This window comes from Streptomyces sp. SAT1 (assembly GCF_001654495.1).
Lineage (GTDB): Bacteria > Actinomycetota > Actinomycetes > Streptomycetales > Streptomycetaceae > Streptomyces > Streptomyces andamanensis.
Genome location: NZ_CP015849.1, coordinates 5,343,897 through 5,360,239, shown reverse-complemented (window position 1 = coordinate 5,360,239; position 16,343 = coordinate 5,343,897). Strand labels below are relative to the sequence as shown.

The window sequence follows — 16,343 nt, the reverse complement described above, 5'->3', positions numbered from 1 at the left end:
CGCCGCCGGTGACCGGCCCGGACGGTGTGACCGGTCCGGCCGGTTCGATCTGTTCGACCGCTCCTGACAGGTCCTAGAGGGCCAGGCCCGTCAGGACGAGGACGCGCTCGTAGGTGTAGTCGTCCATGGCGTAGCGCACGCCCTCGCGGCCGACGCCGGACTGCTTGGCGCCGCCGTAGGGCATCTGGTCGGCGCGGTAGGACGGCACGTCGCCGACGACCACGCCGCCGACCTCAAGGGCCCGGTGGGCCCGGAAGGCGGTCTGCACGTCGTGGGTGAACACGCCTGCCTGGAGGCCGTACTTGGAGTCGTTGACCGCGGCGAACGCCTCGGCCTCGCCGTTCACCTTCTGCACGGTCAGGACCGGGCCGAAGACCTCCTCGCGGGCGAGGGTGGTGTCGGCGGGTACGCCGGTGAGCACGGTCGGCGCGTAGGAGGCGCCGTCGCGCTTGCCGCCGGTGAGCACGGTGGCGCCGGCGTCGGCGGCCTCCCGCACCCAGGACTCGACGCGGCGCGCGGCGTCCTCGCTGACCAGCGGGCCGACGTCCGTCTTCGGGTCGGACGGGTCACCGGTGACCTGGGCCTCGACGGCGGCGACGACCCGCGGCAGCAGCCGGTCGTAGACGGCGGCGTCGGCGATCACGCGCTGCACCGAGATGCAGGACTGGCCGCCCTGGTAGTTGGAGAAGGTGGCGATGCGGGTCGCCGCCCAGTCCAGGTCCTCGTCGCTCGCCCAGTCGGCGAGGACGACGGCCGCGCCGTTGCCGCCCAGCTCCAGGGTGCAGTGCTTGCGCGGCACCGAGTCCATGATCGCGTAGCCGACCTTCTCGGAGCCGGTGAAGGAGATGACCGGCAGCCGCTCGTCCTGGACCAGGGCGGGCATCCGGTCGTTGGAGACCGGCAGGACCGACCAGGAACCGGCGGGCAGCTCGGTCTCGGCCAGCAGCTCACCGAGGATCAGACCGGACAGCGGGGTGGCCGGGGCCGGCTTGAGGATGATCGGGACACCGGCGGCGATCGCGGGGGCGACCTTGTGGGCGCACAGGTTCAGCGGGAAGTTGAATGGCGCGATGCCGAGGACGACACCCTTGGGGAAGCGGCGGGTGAGCGCGAGGCGGCCCTGACCGCCGCCGTCGGTGTCCAGGCGCTGGGCCTCCCCGCCGTTGAACCGGCGGGCCTCCTCCGCGGCGAACCGGAACACCGACACCGCACGCCCGACCTCGCCGCGCGCCCACTTGACCGGCTTGCCGTTCTCGGCGGAGATCAGCTGCGCGATCTCCTCGGTGCGCTCGGTCAGCCGCTTGCCGACGTGGTCGAGCGCGGCGGCGCGTACGTGGGCCGGGGTGCCGGCGAACTCCTCCAGCACGGCGTGCGCGGCGGCCACGGCCTCCTCGACCTGGGCGTCGGTCGGCACGCTGACCTGCCCGACGGTCCGGCCGTCCCACGGGGAGGTGACGTCGAAGGTGTCCTCGCCGGTGGCCTGGCGGCCGGCGAGCCAGAAGGCGGTGGTGGATGTCATTGAACGAATCCCGGCCCTTCCGCGTAGGAGGTGAGTGGTGATGACTGCTTGCGACGACAACGGTAGGGCGGCACCGGCCCGGCGGCGCTTGTCCGGGGTGGAGCAGTGCGCGCGGGGCGTACGCCGGTTTGGCGCAGGTGGTGGGGTGGTGGGAGGTGGCGTGGGCTGGGGGGTGGTGGTGAGTCTGGGGGTGCGGGCTTGGGGCGGTGACGGGTGCGGGATGCGGGGCTCGGGAGCGGGCGCCGGGCGCGGGGTGCCGGGAGGGGCAGGGCGGGCGCCGGGTCAAGGGTCGGCACTCGGCGTCGGGCGCCGGGTCCGGGGCGGGGTCCTCGGACGGATGCCGCGCCGCGGGCAGGCGCCACGGGCGGGCAGGCGTACCGCGCCGACGAGGTGGCCGGGATTCGGGGCTCAGGCGTCGCGCCGAGGCCGGGACGGAGCCTCGGGACGGACGCTGCGCCACGGGCAGGCGCCGCTCCCAGGCTCGTACGCCCGCCCGGAAGACGGACCGGGGCTCGGCGCCGACCCCGGGGCGGGGTCTTCGAGGAGCGGCACCGAGCCGTGGGCGAGCGACGCGCTCAGGGGCCCGCGTCCGGCTCAGGTGGCGTCGAGGTCCCGGAACAGTGGCCTCCGGGCAGGCGTCGCGCCCAGGCACATACGCCCAGCGGGGCTATTCCGGGGCTGTTGCCTTGAGGGCGAGCCAGAGTTCCATGCGGACGTCCGGGTCGTCCAGGGAGCGGCCGAGGATCTCCTCGACGCGGCGCATGCGGTAGCGCAGGGTGTGCCGGTGGACGCCGAGGTCGGCGGCGGCCGCGTCCCACTGGCCGTGCCGGGAGAGCCAGGCGCGCAGGCTGGCCACCAGGTCGCCGCGGCCGGTCGCGTCGTGCTCGTACAGCGCGCGCAGCAGCCCGTCCGCGAACGCCCGTACCGCGTCGTCGGCGAGCAGCGGCAGCACGGAGCCCGAGGCCAGTTGCTCGTGCTCGACCAGGACCCGGCCGCGCCGCCGCGCCACGGACAGTGCCTGCTCGGCCTGTTTGAAGGCGGCGGCAGCGGCGATCGGTCCGGCCGGGGCGGACAGGCCCACGACCGGTTCGGCCGCCCCGCCGGCCGGCTGCTCGGGGACCGCGGCGGCCCGCGCCGCCTCCAGCACGCCCGCGTACTCCCCGCAGGCGGTGACGGCCGCGCCGCCGTCGGCGGCCAGCACCACCAGCCGCTCCCCGTCGGGCACCACGAGCACCGCCTCGCCGGAGCGCGCGGCGGCGGCCTCCACCACCTCGGCGAGGGCCGCGAGCGGGTCGCCGCCGGTGCCCAGGGCGGCGGGCACGGCGGCCGGGGCGGCCTTGGCGGGCTGCACGCGCGCGTGCGCGTCGGCGTGCGCCCGCGCGGCGGACGCCGACGCCGCCTCGGCGACGATCGCCCGGAACGGCGCGTCCAGCAGATCGCCGTACAGGTCACCGGCGACGGCCCGCGCGTGGTCGGGCTGCCCGGCGAGCAGCATCCGCAGCACGGCCGCGCCGACGCGCTGCTCGGCGGCGTACAGGGAGCGGGAGCGTTCCGTGGTGAGGGTCAGCAGGGCGATGGCGGAGTGCACGGCGTAGCGCTCGGCGGTGCCCAGGGTGGCGGCGGTGCCCACGGCGAGGGCGGCGCGCGGGCGGCGCCCGGTGCCCAGGGAGTGCAGTTCCACGCGGTCCTCGGTCTCGGGCACACCGGCCACGGCGGAGGCGGGCGCGGGCCTGTCGCGCAGCCGTTCGACGTCGGCGGTGAGCCGGGCGGCCCGGCGGACCGCCCACTCGGGTGCGGCGGCGACGACGGCGCCCGAGGCGTCGTAGAGCGCCGCCCAGCCGTCGACCTGGGCGGCCAGCGCGGTGAGCAGCCCCTCGGGGCCGGAGCCGAGCGCCTGCCGCGTCAGTTCGCGCTGGGCGGCGAAGCCCGCCGTGACCGCGCGGTACTGGTCGGCGGCGATGGCCGCGGAGACCGCCTTGCTGATCGCGAGGAAGGGCGTGCGCCGGGGCACCTCCAGCAGGGGCAGCCCCTCCTCCTCGGCGGCCGTCACGAGCGCCTCGGGGATCTCCTCGTAGTTCACACCCACGGCGAAGCCGAGCCCGACCACCCCCGCCTGGACGAGCCGCTTCACGTAGCGGCGCATGGCCTCGGGGTTCTCCGCGTCCAGCTTGAGCGCGGTGATCAGCAGCAGCTCGCCGCCCTCCATGTACGGCACGGGGTCGGCCAGCTCGCTGACGTGCGCCCAGCGGACGGGCACGTCCAGGCCGTCCCCGCCCGCGCGCACGGTCAGCTTGAGCGCGGAGTGGTGGACGAGCGAGGCGAGCGTGGGAGGCATGGGACGACCTTCAGGTCTGCGGAGATCCGGTGAGCGGAACGGCCCAGGGGCCGTCGCCCATGACCTTTTGGCCGCCGCGTATGAACGGCCACTGTCGATTCTGCCTCACCGTACGAGCCGCGTCAGCCGCGCAGGTCCACCAGGAGCGGCGGCGCGTGCTCGCCGGACACCCCGGTCAGCGACAGCACCGCGTGGCCCGGCGGCACCTCGTGGGCCAGCTGCGAGGCGGACCAGCGTTCCCGCTCGACCTGCTTGGTGGTGACGGCGTCGGTGGTCACCGCCCGCCCGGTGACCAGCTTGCGCAGGGCGTGGATGGCCCGGGTCATCGGCTGGTCGGCGAAGACGGTGTGCTTGGCGACCTCCTTCGTCTCCACCCACTCGGTGCCCCAGGCGTGCGCGAACCGGCTGCCGTCCCAGGTGGTGACCCCGGACAGCGCCATCCGGCAGCCCACCGCGCCCAGCAACGGCCCGTGCAGGGCCTCGGGCACGTCCGCGACCGAGCGGAGCGCGAGGACGACCCCGGCGTTCTGCGAGCGCAGCCTGCCGATGCGGCGCACCGACTCGGGGGTCACGGCGCCGGTGGCGTCGTCGAGGACCAGGCAGGCGAAGTGGGGGCGCCGGGTGTCCCGTACGAGCGCGTGGAACTGGGCCAGGACCAGTCGGGTGATGATCCGGGACGCCTCCTCGTGCCCGCGTTCGGGCAGGTCGATGCGGACCCGCAGCGGATGGTGGGCGACGGCGCGCAGCGAGAACGGCCGGGCTCCGGCGCCTGCTCCGGAGCCCGCTCCGGCGCCCGCTCCCCCGTGGCCGCCGCCGAAGAAGTCGGCGAAGACCGGCCGGTCGAGCAGGGCGAGCCGGTCGGCGAGGGCCGGCCCCGCGTCCGCCGCGCCGCCCGACTGCCGCATCCGGGCGTCCAGCTCGCGGCGCATCACCGCGTGCCGGTCGTCGGCGGCGAGTCCCGCCCGCAGGGCGGCCAGCGCCCCCGGGTCGCCCTCCAGCAGTTCGCGCAGCACCGGCAGGGAGGGAAAGCGGCCGTGCACCGCGCGGTAGGGGCCGAGGAGCTGGGCGAGCGCGGTGGCGGCGCTCTGGGTGCCCACGGCGGCGACGTCGCCGACCAGGGCCTCGGCGAGGAGGGCGGCGGCCTCGTCGGGGTCGTCGGACTCGGCGTACGGGTCGAGGTCGTGCGCGGAGGCGGGGTCGCCGATCCGGACCACCACGTCGTACGCGCCGTCGCGGCCGAGCGGCGTACCGGCGGCGCAGACGGCGACGACCGCGCACCGGCCGGTCAGTGCCCGCAGCGCCAGCCCCTCGGTGAGCGGCTCGACGACGTGCCGGGTCTTGCCGGAGCCGGACGGTCCCACGAGCAGCAGGGAGGTGGCGAGCTGCTCGGCTCCGACGGCGGCGCCGGCTCCGTGGTAGGCGCGCGGGGTCCGCTCCCCGGGCACCCACCGGCCGAGCCGCACCTGTCCCGTGAGCAGGTCGTGGGCGGCGGCGCGGCCCGGCAGGTCGCGCGCGCCGGACGGGTGGGTCCAGGCGGCGGCCCCCTGCCGCAGCACGGTGTCGGTGAAGGCCGCGAGCCCCGCTTCGCGCCGCGCCTCGGCCCAGGCCCTCTCCACCCGGGCGCAGTCGACGTCGTTCATCCGGTCCGCGGCCACCTCGGCGGTGAGCAGCTCGGCGGCCTGGTACTGGCCCGCGTGGCGCAGTTCGGGCCACTGCGAGCGGGGCAGGTCGGCGGGCGGCGGGGCGGTGGGGTCGGCCGCGGCCCGCCGGCGCGCGAGGAGTTCCCGGCCGTACGCCGGCCAGCCGCCGAGGCGGGCGAAGGGCCAGAGGACGAGCAGGGTGATCAGTGTGTAGAGGGCATCGGTGAAGAGCCGGGAGCCGAACAGGTCGTAGCCGCCCGAGATCAGCGCCACCAGGGAGAAGAGTGGATCGACGACCGGCACCGGGGCCCACCCGGCCAGCGGGAACGCCTCAGGGAAGACCAGGCTGAGGGCGCCGAGCGCGCCGACGGCGGCGAACAGGGCGCGGGCGGGCTGCGGACGACGGCCCACGAAGTGCCGCGCGACCTCCGGCCAGCTGCCCAGATGTCCGACGGCGTAGACGAGGACGGCGAAGAAGACTCCGTCGTAGACGACCCCGGCCTCCTGCCCCTGCCACCCCTTCGGGGAGACCGTGCCCCCCCACCACCAGTCTTCGGGTGTGAAGAGCTTCAGCGGCGCCGACTCATAGGGCACCGCGCCCTGCCGCCACAGCGACCACACGAGCAGGGCCACGACCAGCGGGATCAGCAGTCCCACGGCGGTGATCGCGGGGAGCCGGCCCCCGGCGGGCTCGCTGCCCTTGGGCGGCCGGTGTCCGAACCGCCAGATGCCGGGCGCGGCGGCGGGCCGGGGAGTGTCGAGCCAGGCGGCGACCGCGGAGCGGGGGCCGGTACCGGGCGCCGCCGCCGCACCCGACACACCCCCCGTAACCGCCGCACCCGGCGCGTACGCCCCTTGCGCGCCCGGCCCCGCCTGCGCGCCCGACCCTGCCTGCGCGCCCGGCCTCGCCTGCGCGCCCGGCGCCGCCGGTGGGCGGGGCGGCATCGGCGGCGCCTGCCGGGGCATGGCCGGGCGCGGTACCGCGCCGGGATGCCGCTGGGGTGCCGGGGCGTCCGGCCCGGGTACCGGGTCCGACCGCTTCGGATGCGTGCCCCGCGCGTCCTGCGTCCCGCCGTCGTCCATCGCCGTCGCTCCCCGACCAGCCGTTCCGTGTGCCGTCACATCAGCGAGTCAATCTAACCCCCGGACAAGGGAGTTCACCGTCCGCACGGCGCGACGCGCGCATCCGGCGCCGACGCCCGCCCCGGCGCCCGCGCCGACACCCTCGCCGGACCCCTTTCCCTCCCCGCCCCCTCCTCTATGTCCACCACGGACAACCGCGACCGCCGACAACGCCCACATGGAGCATGCCCGACCCTCTTCTGCCGTCTTAACCTGCGAGAAAAGAGGGAAAGGCGTCCACGGAACGCCACCCTCGACCAAGCCCGAAGCACAGCACCGAAGCACAGCTTCAAGCAGAGCTTCGAGCACAGCCCAAGCCCCCAACGCATGATCTCTTCAGGGAGCCCTCTATGACCGCACTTGAGCAGGAGCGCCGCGTCGTCACCGCCATCCCCGGCCCGAAGTCGCAGGAGCTGCAGGCCCGCCGTACCGCCGCGGTCGCGCAGGGCGTGGGCTCCACGCTGCCGGTCTTCGTCACGCGCGCCGGCGGCGGCATCATCGAGGACGTCGACGGCAACCGCATCATCGACTTCGGCTCCGGTATCGCCGTGACCAGCGTCGGCGCCTCCGCCGAGGCCGTCGTACGCCGGGCCTCCGCGCAGCTCGCCGACTTCACCCACACCTGTTTCATGGTCACGCCGTACGAGAGCTACGTGGCCGTGGCCGAGGCGCTGGCCGAGCTGACGCCGGGCGACCACGCGAAGAAGTCGGCCCTGTTCAACAGCGGCGCCGAGGCCGTCGAGAACGCGGTGAAGATCGCCCGCGCCTACACCAGGCGCCAGGCGGTCGTCGTGTTCGACCACGGCTACCACGGCCGGACCAACCTGACCATGGCGCTGACCGCGAAGAACATGCCGTACAAGCACGGCTTCGGTCCCTTCGCGCCCGAGGTCTACCGCGTTCCGGTCGCCTACGGCTACCGCTGGCCGACCGGCCCGGAGAACGCGGGCCCGGAGGCCGCCGCGCAGGCCATCGACCAGATCAGCAAGCAGGTCGGCGCGGACAACGTGGCCGCGATCATCATCGAGCCGGTGCTCGGTGAGGGCGGCTTCATCGAGCCGGCCAAGGGCTTCCTCCCGGCGATCCGCGAGTTCGCCGCCGCCAACGGCATCGTGTTCGTCGCGGACGAGATCCAGTCCGGCTTCTGCCGCACCGGCCAGTGGTTCGCGTGCGAGGACGAGGGCATCGTGCCGGACCTGATCACGACCGCGAAGGGCATCGCGGGCGGCCTTCCGCTGGCCGCCGTCACCGGCCGCGCCGAGATCATGGACGCCGCGCACGCGGGCGGCCTGGGCGGCACCTACGGCGGCAACCCGGTGGCCTGCGCCGGTGCGCTCGGCGCGATCGAGACGATGAAGGAGCTGGACCTCAACGCGCGCGCGCAGCGCATCGAGGAGGTCATGAAGGCCCGGCTCGGCGCGATGCAGGAGAAGTTCGACGTGATCGGCGACGTCCGTGGCCGCGGCGCCATGATCGCCGTCGAGCTGGTCAAGGACCGCGCCACCAAGGAGCCCGCTGCGGAGGTGGCCGCGGCCGTCGCCAAGGCCTGCCACGCCGAGGGTCTGCTGGTCCTGACCTGTGGCACCTACGGCAACGTGCTGCGCTTCCTGCCCCCGCTGGTGATCGGCGAGGACCTGCTGAACGAGGGCCTCGACATCATCGAGCAGGCGTTCGCGCGCATCTGAGCGGCGCATCGGCACAGGTGGGACGGCGGGAGGCAGACCGTGTGAAGAAGGTGTGCGAGGTGGATGGCAGCTCACCGATCCGGCTGTCCCCGGCCCCCGCGCTGCCGTAGGTTCTCTCCCAGATGAGAGATACACCCCGCCCACAGGGGACTGTGGGCGACATCAGGCCGTAGCCTCCCCAGCTTCGACCTGGTTCGTGCCTCGCGCACACCACCGGGGCCCTCGGGCTCCGGGTCTCCTCACCGGTCGGACGGTCGCTCGCCCCAAACCCCCCGGGGCGCGCGACGTTCCGGCCGGACGGCCGCACTCGCATGGACGGCCGTCTTCGAAGGGCCGACGCGGACCCCCCCCTCCGCGCCGGCCCTTCGGCATGTCACGGGTCTGGGAGGCTGTCCCCGTGAGTACGGGTCGAGGGGATCGAGTGAGTCGGACGGCCGGAGTTCCGGTCGCCTGGTGCGCGGTGTTCGTGGTGTTCGCGGTGATCACCTGGCAGGTCGTGGCGCACGGCCCCCTGCTGCGGGTGGACCGGTGGGCCAGCCGGGGCCTGGTGCACCCGGACCGGGCCTCGGAGCTGCTCTCGGACCTCGGGAACGTGCAGGTGGCGGTGCCGGTGCTGCTGGTGGTCGCCGGGTACGCGGCGTGGCGGGGACGCGCCGCCGGGCTGGGGCGCTGGTGGTGGGCGCCGCTGCTGGCGCTGCTGGTGCTGGCCGCGGTCCCGGCGCTGCTGGTGCCGCTCAAGGAGTGGACCGCGCGGCCGGGCACCCCCGCCGTGCCGCCGGGGACGGGGTACTTCCCCTCGGGGCACACGGCGACGGCGGTCGTCGCCTACGGGGGTGCGGTGGTGGTGCTGCGGCCGTGGCTGCGGACGGCGCGGGCCCGGCGACTGGCGGTCGCCGGGGGCGTCGTGCTGGTGCTCGCCGTCTCCTACGGGCTGGTCAGGCGCGGCTACCACTGGCCGCTGGACGTGGTCGCCGCCTGGTGCCCGGGGACGGTGCTGCTGGCGGTGCTCAGCCGAAGTACGCGTCGAAGTTCTTCTGGAACTGGTAGCCGTTGAAGCGGTCCCAGTTGATCGACCAGGTCATCAGGCCGCGCAGGGCGGGCCAGGTGCCGTGGGTGGCGTAGGAGCCGCAGTTGGTCTTTCTGGTCAGGCAGTCGAGGGTCTTGGTGACCTCGGCGGGGGCGACGTAGCCGTTGCCCGCCTGGGTGGAGGCCGGCATGCCGATGCCGATCTGGTCGGGGCGCAGCGGCGGGAACATGTTGCCGGTGTCGCCGGCGACCGGGAAGCCGGTGAGCAGCATGTCGGTCATGGCGATGTGGAAGTCGGCGCCGCCCATGGAGTGGTACTGGTTGTCCAGGCCCATGATGGAGCCGGAGTTGTAGTCCTGGACGTGCAGCAGGGTCAGGTCGTCGCGCAGGGCGTAGATGACCGGGAGGTAGGCGCCGCAGCGCGGGTCCTGGCCGCCCCACTTGCCGGTGCCGTAGTACTGGTAGCCCATCTGCACGAAGAAGGTCTCCGGGGCCATGGTGAGCACGAACTTGGCGCCGTACTTGGCCTTCAGGGTCTTCACCGCGGAGATCAGGTTGACGATGACCGGCGTCGTCGGGTTCCTGAAGTCGGTGTCGCCCGTGTTCAGGGACAGGGAGTGGCCCTCGAAGTCGATGTCGAGGCCGTCGAGGCCGTACTCGTCGATGATCTTCGAGACGGAGGAGACGAAGGTGTCCCGGGCGGCGGCGGTGGTCAGCTGGACCTGGCCGTTCTGGCCGCCGATGGAGATGAGGACCTTCTTGCCTGCGGCCTGCTTGGCCTTGATGGCGGCCTTGAAGTCGGCGTCGCTCTCGACGCCGGGGCACTCGGTGACCGGGCAGCGGTTGAAGCGGATGTCGCCGGAGGTGACCGAGGTGGGTTCGCCGAAGGCCAGGTCGATGATGTCCCAGCTGTCGGGGACGTCGGCCATGCGGGTGTAGCCGGAGCCGTTGGCGAAGCTGGCGTGCAGATAGCCGACGAGGGCGTGGGCGGGCAGGCCGGGGTCGCCGTTGCCGGGGCCGCCCGGGTCGGCGGCGGTGGTCGCGGTGACGGCGGCCGACTTCGCGGATTCGCCGGCGTCGTTCACGGCCGCGACCTGGAAGCTGTACGCGGTGGACGGGGTCAGGCCGGTGACGGTCGCCGTGGTGCCGGTGGCCGTCTGCACCTTGGTGCCGTCGCGGTAGACGGCGTAGCTCGTCGCGCCCGTCACCGGTGACCAGGACAGGCCCACGGTGGTGGCGGTGACGGTGCCGGTCTTCAGGCCCGCGGGGGTGGCGGGCGGCTGCTGGCCGGGGGTGCCGCCGGGGCCGGTGAGGGAGATGTCGTCGGCGTTGTAGGCGCCGGTGCCGTACCAGCCGTGGGTGTAGATGGTGACCTTGGTGGTGTCGGCGCCGGTGCGGAAGCTCGTGGTGAGCTGCTGCCAGTCGGCGGCGGACTGGGTCCAGGCATAGGTGTCGGTGGTGCCGGTGCCGCTCGCGCCGAGGTAGACGTAGGAGCCCCGGACGTAACCGGACAGCGTGTACTGGGAGTTCGGCTGGACGGACACCGTCTGGGCGCACTGGGCGTTGTCGCTGCCGGCCGGGGTCGCCTGCAGCGCGGCCGTGCCGCCGTGGACGGGGGTGGCCACCGTCTTGCCGGTGGCCGTACAGGTCCAGCCGTCGAGGCCGGATTCGAAGCCGCCGTTGCGCGCGAGGTCCGCGTCGGCCGCACGGGCGGCCGACGAGAGCGCGGTGACGCCGGGCACGGCCAGGAGGGTGGCCGTGAGTCCGGCGAGCAGCCGGCGCGTCGCTGGTCGGTGTCGTCTGTCGCGTTCCACAAGTGCCTCCGGGCAGGGGGAGTTTGGAGGGTGGAGGAGCGCGCCCAATTTGGTCCAGACCAATTGGGTTGTCAAGACCTCTGACGGCCCGCGGCACTCCGGCGCGCGTCCGCGGGCCCGGCGCGCACCGCTCGCGGCGCCGCGGCGGACCCGGCCGCGCCCGCGCCGCGCCGCCTCACCGGGTGTCGTCCCCCGTCGCCAGATACGCGGCGGCCTCGTGCATCGCCAGCTCCAGCAGCGCCGGGTCGGTGAGGGTGCCCGAGCCGTCCGGCGGGACCAGCCAGCGCAGCGTCCCGGCGGTCCGGCCGGGGTACGGCACGACGATCCAGGTGCCGGCCCCGGCGCTGCGGACGCCGGTGCCGAGCCAGCGCGCCGCGGTGCCGGGCGGCACGAGGAACCCCAGGCGCTGGTCGCCGAAGTCGGCCAGCACCGGGCCGAGCTGGTCGAGCACCCGGCTCAGCACGTCGAGCGTCGGATAGCCGAGTTCGCCGGGCAGGAACAGCACGTCCCACGCCTTGCCCGCGGGCAGCAGCGCGACGCCCCGCGGGTTGCGCTCCCACTCCCTGCGGCAGGCCCGGGGGTCCGGTGCGACCGATGCCAGCCACTCGACCGCCGTCTTCGTCCCGGTCATGGAAAGACCTCCCTCTTCGCCGTGGACGCGGGAAGTCGCGTCCACGAGGGAGAGGGAGGTCCCCATCAGGCATTACGCGGGTTCGGGTCCCTCATTGGAGTGAACCGGGTCACATTCCCGGAGGGGCGTCCTGCGGCCGGTGCGTCAGCTGTCGAAGCCGAGGCCCAGCCGGTCCATCGTGCGCAGCCACAGATTGCGGCGGCCGTCGTGGGCGTCCGCGCGCGCCAGCGACCACTTGGTGAGCGCGATACCGGTCCAGGCCAGTGGTTCGGGCGGGAACGGCAGCGGCTTCCTGCGGACCATCTCCAGTTCGGTGCGCTCGGTGCGCTCGCCGGAGAGCAGGTCGAGCATCACCTCGGCGCCGAACCGGGTCGCGCCCACGCCCAGGCCGGTGTACCCGGCCGCGTACGCCACCTTGCCCTGGTGGGCGGTGCCGAAGAACGCCGAGAAGCGCGAGCAGGTGTCGATGGCCCCGCCCCAGGCGTGGGTGAAGCGGACGCCCTCCAACTGCGGGAAGCAGGTGAAGAAGTGCCCGGCGAGGCGCGCGTAGGTCTCCGGCCGGTCGTCGTACTCGGCGCGCACCCGGCCGCCGTAGGGGTAGACGGCGTCGTAGCCGCCCCACAGGATCCGGTTGTCGGCGGAGAGCCGGAAGTAGTGGAACTGGTTGGCGGAGTCGCCGAGGCCCTGGCGGTTCTTCCAGCCGAGGGAGTCGAGCCGGTCGGCGCTCAGCGGCTCGGTCATCAGGGCGTAGTCGTAGACCGGGACGGTGTACGGGCGCACCCGCCGGACCAGGCTCGGGAACACGTTGGTGCCGAGGGCCACCCGGCGGGCCCGGATCCGGCCGTAGGGGGTGGTGACGCTCATGCCGGCGCCGTAGGGCCTGAGGGTGAGCGCCGGGGTGTGCTCGTGGACGCGGACGCCGAGCCGCAGGCACGCCTGCTTGAGGCCCCAGGCCAGCTTGGCGGGGTGCAGCATGGCGACGCCCCGGCGGTCCCACAGGCCCGCCTCGAAGGTGGGCGAGGCGACCTCGGCGCGCACCGCGTCCCGGTCGAGCAGTTCGATGCCCTCGGCGAGGCCCCGCTCGGTCAGCTCCGCGTGCCAGTCGCGCAGTTCGCGGGCCTGGTACGGCTCGGTGGCCACGTCGATCTCGCCGGTGCGCTCGAACTCGCAGTCGATGCCGTGGCGGGCGATCGTCTCCTCGATGGCGTCGAGGTTGCGCGCGCCCAGCCGCTCCAGCTCGTGGATCTCGTCGGGCCAGCGGGTGAGGCCGTTGGACAGGCCGTGGGTGAGGGAGGCGGCGCAGAAGCCGCCGTTGCGGCCGGAGGCGGCCCAGCCCACCTCGCGGCCCTCCACGAGCACCACGTCGGCGCCGGGGTCGCGCTCCTTGGCGATCAGCGCGGTCCACAGTCCGCTGTAGCCGCCGCCGACGACCAGCAGGTCGCAGGTGGCCGTGCCGGTCAGGGCGGGCTCGGGGCGGGGGCGGCCGGGGTCGTCCAGCCAGTACGGCGCGGGCTGCGCCTCACGGAGCGAATCGGTCCAGCGGGTCATGGCGCTCGGGGCCATGATTTCAACTCCCTACAGAGTCGTTCGGTGGTGCGGGAAAAGCGGGTGGTGCGGTTCTCCCGGGGAATTCAGGAGAGACAGAGAGGCAGAGAAACCCCGGGCGGATGTCACGCCTTGCTCCGGGCGCGGCGGTTTCCGATGACCATGGAGACCAGCACGAACAGTACGGCGAGGACGAACATGGCCGTGCCGATGACATTGATCTGAACGGGTGTGCCGCGCTGCGCCGAGCCCCAGACGAACATGGGGAAGGTGACGGTGGAGCCCGCGTTGAAATTGGTGATGATGAAATCGTCGAAGGAGAGCGCGAAGGCGAGCAGCGCGCCCGCGGCGATCCCGGGTGCCGCGATGGGCAGGGTGACCCGCCAGAACGTCTGGAACGGACCGGCGTAGAGGTCCTGCGCGGCCTGCTCCAGTCTCGGGTCCATCGACATCACACGGGCCTTGACGGCGGTGACGACGAAGCTGAGGCAGAACATGATGTGGGCGATCAGAATGGTCCAGAAGCCCAGCTGGGCGCCCATGTTGAGGAAGAGGGTGAGCAGCGAGGCGGCCATGACGACCTCGGGCATCGCCATCGGCAGGAAGATCAGCGAGTTGACGGCGCCGCGGGCGCGGAAGCGGTAGCGGACCAGGGCGAAGGCGATCATCGTGCCGAGCGCGGTGGCGCCCAGGGTGGCCCAGACGGCGATCTGGAGGCTGAGCGAGAGCGAGCCGCACATTCCGGCGACGCCGCACGGGTCCTTCCAGGCGTCGGTGGAGAAACGCTGCCATTCGTAGTTGAAGCGGCCCTTGGGTTTGTTGAAGGAGAAGACCGTGACAACGACGTTGGGCAGCAGCAGATAGCCGAGGGTCAGCAGTCCGGCGATGACGACGAGATGGCGCTTGAGCCAGGTGACGAAGGGCATTTAGACGAGATCCTCCGTCCCGGACCTGCGGATGTAGACGGTGACCATGACGAGAATCGCGGCCATGAGGATGAAGGAGAGCGCGGCGGCCGTCGGATAGTCCAGGATCCGCAGGAACTGCGACTGGATGACGTTGCCGACCATCCGGGTGTCGGTCGAGCCGAGCAGGTCGGCGTTGACGTAGTCGCCCGCGGCCGGGATGAAGGTCAGCAGGGTGCCGGAGACCACGCCGGGCATGGAGAGCGGGAAGGTGACCTTGCGGAAGGTGGTGAAGGGCCGCGCGTACAGGTCGCCGGCCGCCTCGTGCAGCCGTCCGTCGATCCGCTCCAGCGAGGTGTACAGCGGCAGGATCATGAACGGCAGGAAGTTGTACGTCAGTCCGCACACCACCGCGAGCGGGGTGGCGAGCACCCGGTCGCCCGAGGTCCAGCCGAGCCAGTTGGTGACGTCCAGGACGTGCAGCGCGTTGAGGGCGCCGACCACCGGGCCGCCGTCGGCGAGGATGGTCTTCCAGGCCAGGGTGCGGATCAGGAAGCTGGTGAAGAACGGCGCGATCACCAGGATCATGATCAGATTGCGCCAGCGGCCCGCGCGGAACGCGATCAGATAGGCCAGCGGATATCCGAGCAGCAGGCACAGGACGGTCGCGGCGGCCGCGTACAGCACCGAGCGCAGGAACTGCGGCCAGTACTCGGACAGGGCGTCCCAGTAGGTCACGAAGTGCCAGGTGACCTTGTAGCCCTGCTCCAGGGAGCCGGTCTGCACCGAGGTGGACGCCTGGTAGATCATCGGCAGGGCGAAGAAGACGACCAGCCACAGGATGCCGGGCAGCAGCAGCCAGTACGGGGTGAGGCGGCCCCTTCTGCGCGGCGGCTTCGCCTCGGGGGCGGTGGGCGCGAGCGGGGGCGGCGCCTCGGTGACGGCGGTCATCAGGCGGCCTCCTCCTCGACCGGTCCGGCGCCCGCGTCGATGTCCTGGGCGGCGTCGAGACCGAAGGTGTGCGCCGGGTTCCAGTGCAGGACGACCTCGGCGCCGGGGGTCAGGCGCGGGTCGCGGTCGATGTTCTGGGCGTAGACCTCGAAGCCGGAGCAGACCGGGCTGTCGATGACGTACTGCGTGGAGACGCCGATGAAGCTGGAGTCGGCTATGCGGCCGGTGATGCGGTTGCGGCCCTCGGGCACGGCGTCCGCGTCGTCGGCGTGGGTGAGGGAGATCTTCTCCGGGCGGACGCCGGCCAGTACCTTGCCGCCGGGGGCGGCCGGGACCGGACAGCGCGTGCCGGGCAGGGTGAGCCGCCCGCCGCCGGCCCGGAGGACGATCTCGTCGCCGCTCCTGGAGTCGACCTCGGCCTCGATGAAGTTGGAGGTGCCCAGGAAGTTGGCGACGAACGTGGTGCGCGGGTTCTCGTAGAGGTCGGTGGGCGAGCCGAGCTGTTCGACGCGTCCGGCGTTCATCACGGCGACCGTGTCGGCCATGGTCATGGCCTCCTCCTGGTCGTGGGTGACGTGCACGAAGGTGATGCCGACCTCGGTCTGGATGCGTTTGAGCTCCAACTGCATCTGGCGGCGCAGCTTCAGGTCGAGGGCGCCGAGCGGTTCGTCGAGCAGCAGCACCTTGGGGTGGTTGATCAGCGCGCGGGCCACGGCGACGCGCTGCTGCTGGCCGCCGGAGAGCTGGTGCGGCTTCTTGCGGGCCTGTTCGCCGAGCTGGACCAGGTCGAGCATCTCCTCGACCTGCTTCTTGACGCTCTTGATGCCGCGCCGGCGCAGCCCGAAGGCGACGTTCTCGAAGATGTCCAGGTGCGGGAAGAGGGCGTAGGACTGGAAGACCGTGTTCACCGGGCGTTTGTAGGGCGGCAGACGCGTGACGTCCTGGTCGCCGAGGTGGACGGTGCCCCCGGTGGGCTCCTCCAGGCCGGCGATCATGCGCAGGGTGGTGGTCTTGCCGCAGCCCGAGGCGCCGAGCAGGGCGAAGAAGGAGCCCTGCGGGACGGTCAGGTCGAGCGGCTGCACGGCGGTGAAGGAGCCGTAGCGCTTGCTGATCCGGGTCAGCCGGACGTCCCCGCTGGGGTCCGTCGTCTCTGGTGTCGTCTTCATGGTG

At 73.2% G+C, this 16,343-nt stretch carries 11 protein-coding genes; 2 read left to right on the top strand and 9 right to left on the bottom strand.

The features are described from left to right. Positions 1–73 precede the first annotated feature (73 nt). From A8713_RS23245 to A8713_RS23235, 3 genes are all read right to left on the bottom strand, one after another. On the bottom strand, positions 74–1,519 hold the full coding sequence (locus A8713_RS23245; RefSeq protein WP_064535529.1) for an aldehyde dehydrogenase family protein: 1,446 nt from the start codon (positions 1,517–1,519) through the stop codon (positions 74–76). Positions 1,520–2,186: 667 nt separating this feature from the next. Continuing rightward, positions 2,187–3,854 carry a PucR family transcriptional regulator gene (locus A8713_RS23240; RefSeq protein WP_064535528.1) on the bottom strand — a complete coding sequence of 556 codons (1,668 nt, stop codon included), beginning with the start codon at positions 3,852–3,854 and terminating at the stop codon, positions 2,187–2,189. Positions 3,855–3,976: 122 nt separating this feature from the next. Next, on the bottom strand, positions 3,977–6,577 hold the full coding sequence (locus A8713_RS23235) for a hypothetical protein (protein WP_064535527.1): 2,601 nt from the start codon (positions 6,575–6,577) through the stop codon (positions 3,977–3,979). Positions 6,578–6,966: 389 nt separating this feature from the next. Between A8713_RS23235 and gabT the strand changes: the two genes are divergently transcribed. Then, on the top strand, positions 6,967–8,301 hold the full coding sequence (gene gabT, locus A8713_RS23230) for a 4-aminobutyrate--2-oxoglutarate transaminase (RefSeq protein ID WP_064535526.1): 1,335 nt from the start codon (positions 6,967–6,969) through the stop codon (positions 8,299–8,301). 421 nt (positions 8,302–8,722) lie between these two features. Next, complete coding sequence (locus A8713_RS23225; RefSeq protein WP_064535525.1) at positions 8,723–9,355, top strand: phosphatase PAP2 family protein; 633 nt, start codon at positions 8,723–8,725, stop codon at positions 9,353–9,355. Here A8713_RS23225 and A8713_RS23220 read toward each other — a convergent pair. From A8713_RS23220 to A8713_RS23195, 6 genes are all read right to left on the bottom strand, one after another. Next, positions 9,309–11,141: a chitinase gene (locus tag A8713_RS23220; RefSeq protein ID WP_064535524.1), complete on the bottom strand. Its 1,833-nt coding sequence runs from the start codon at positions 11,139–11,141 to the stop codon at positions 9,309–9,311. The two genes, A8713_RS23225 and A8713_RS23220, sit on opposite strands and share 47 nt — an antisense overlap. Before the next feature lie 175 nt (positions 11,142–11,316). Further along, entirely contained in the window at positions 11,317–11,772 is a 456-nt protein-coding gene (locus A8713_RS23215) for a hypothetical protein (protein ID WP_018568029.1), read from the bottom strand. Between the two features lie 144 nt (positions 11,773–11,916). Then, the gene (locus A8713_RS23210) at positions 11,917–13,335 is read right to left on the bottom strand and encodes an NAD(P)/FAD-dependent oxidoreductase (protein WP_064535523.1); all 1,419 of its coding nucleotides are present in this window, start codon (positions 13,333–13,335) and stop codon (positions 11,917–11,919) included. A 107-nt stretch (positions 13,336–13,442) separates the two neighbouring features. Continuing rightward, positions 13,443–14,243: an ABC transporter permease gene (locus A8713_RS23205; RefSeq protein WP_064535522.1), complete on the bottom strand. Its 801-nt coding sequence runs from the start codon at positions 14,241–14,243 to the stop codon at positions 13,443–13,445. Next, positions 14,244–15,173 (bottom strand): ABC transporter permease, encoded by a 930-nt coding sequence (locus A8713_RS23200; protein WP_064535521.1) that lies wholly within the window; start codon positions 15,171–15,173, stop codon positions 14,244–14,246. Then, positions 15,173–16,339 (bottom strand): ABC transporter ATP-binding protein, encoded by a 1,167-nt coding sequence (locus A8713_RS23195; RefSeq protein ID WP_173860896.1) that lies wholly within the window; start codon positions 16,337–16,339, stop codon positions 15,173–15,175. Before A8713_RS23195 ends, A8713_RS23200 begins: the two co-directional genes overlap by 1 nt. Positions 16,340–16,343: the final 4 nt, after the last annotated feature.

Excerpts from the sequence above, each read along its gene's own strand:
- A8713_RS23235 (WP_064535527.1), bottom strand. The coding sequence starts at position 6,577 with ATGGACGACGGCGGGACGCAGGACGCGCGGGGCACGCATCCGAAGCGG.
- A8713_RS23200 (WP_064535521.1), bottom strand. The coding sequence starts at position 15,173 with ATGACCGCCGTCACCGAGGCGCCGCCCCCGCTCGCGCCCACCGCCCCC.
- A8713_RS23240 (WP_064535528.1), bottom strand. The coding sequence starts at position 3,854 with ATGCCTCCCACGCTCGCCTCGCTCGTCCACCACTCCGCGCTCAAGCTG.
- A8713_RS23195 (WP_173860896.1), bottom strand. The coding sequence starts at position 16,339 with ATGAAGACGACACCAGAGACGACGGACCCCAGCGGGGACGTCCGGCTG.
- A8713_RS23205 (WP_064535522.1), bottom strand. The coding sequence starts at position 14,243 with ATGCCCTTCGTCACCTGGCTCAAGCGCCATCTCGTCGTCATCGCCGGA.
- A8713_RS23215 (WP_018568029.1), bottom strand. The coding sequence starts at position 11,772 with ATGACCGGGACGAAGACGGCGGTCGAGTGGCTGGCATCGGTCGCACCG.
- gabT (WP_064535526.1), top strand. The coding sequence starts at position 6,967 with ATGACCGCACTTGAGCAGGAGCGCCGCGTCGTCACCGCCATCCCCGGC.
- A8713_RS23245 (WP_064535529.1), bottom strand. The coding sequence starts at position 1,519 with ATGACATCCACCACCGCCTTCTGGCTCGCCGGCCGCCAGGCCACCGGC.
- A8713_RS23210 (WP_064535523.1), bottom strand. The coding sequence starts at position 13,335 with ATGGCCCCGAGCGCCATGACCCGCTGGACCGATTCGCTCCGTGAGGCG.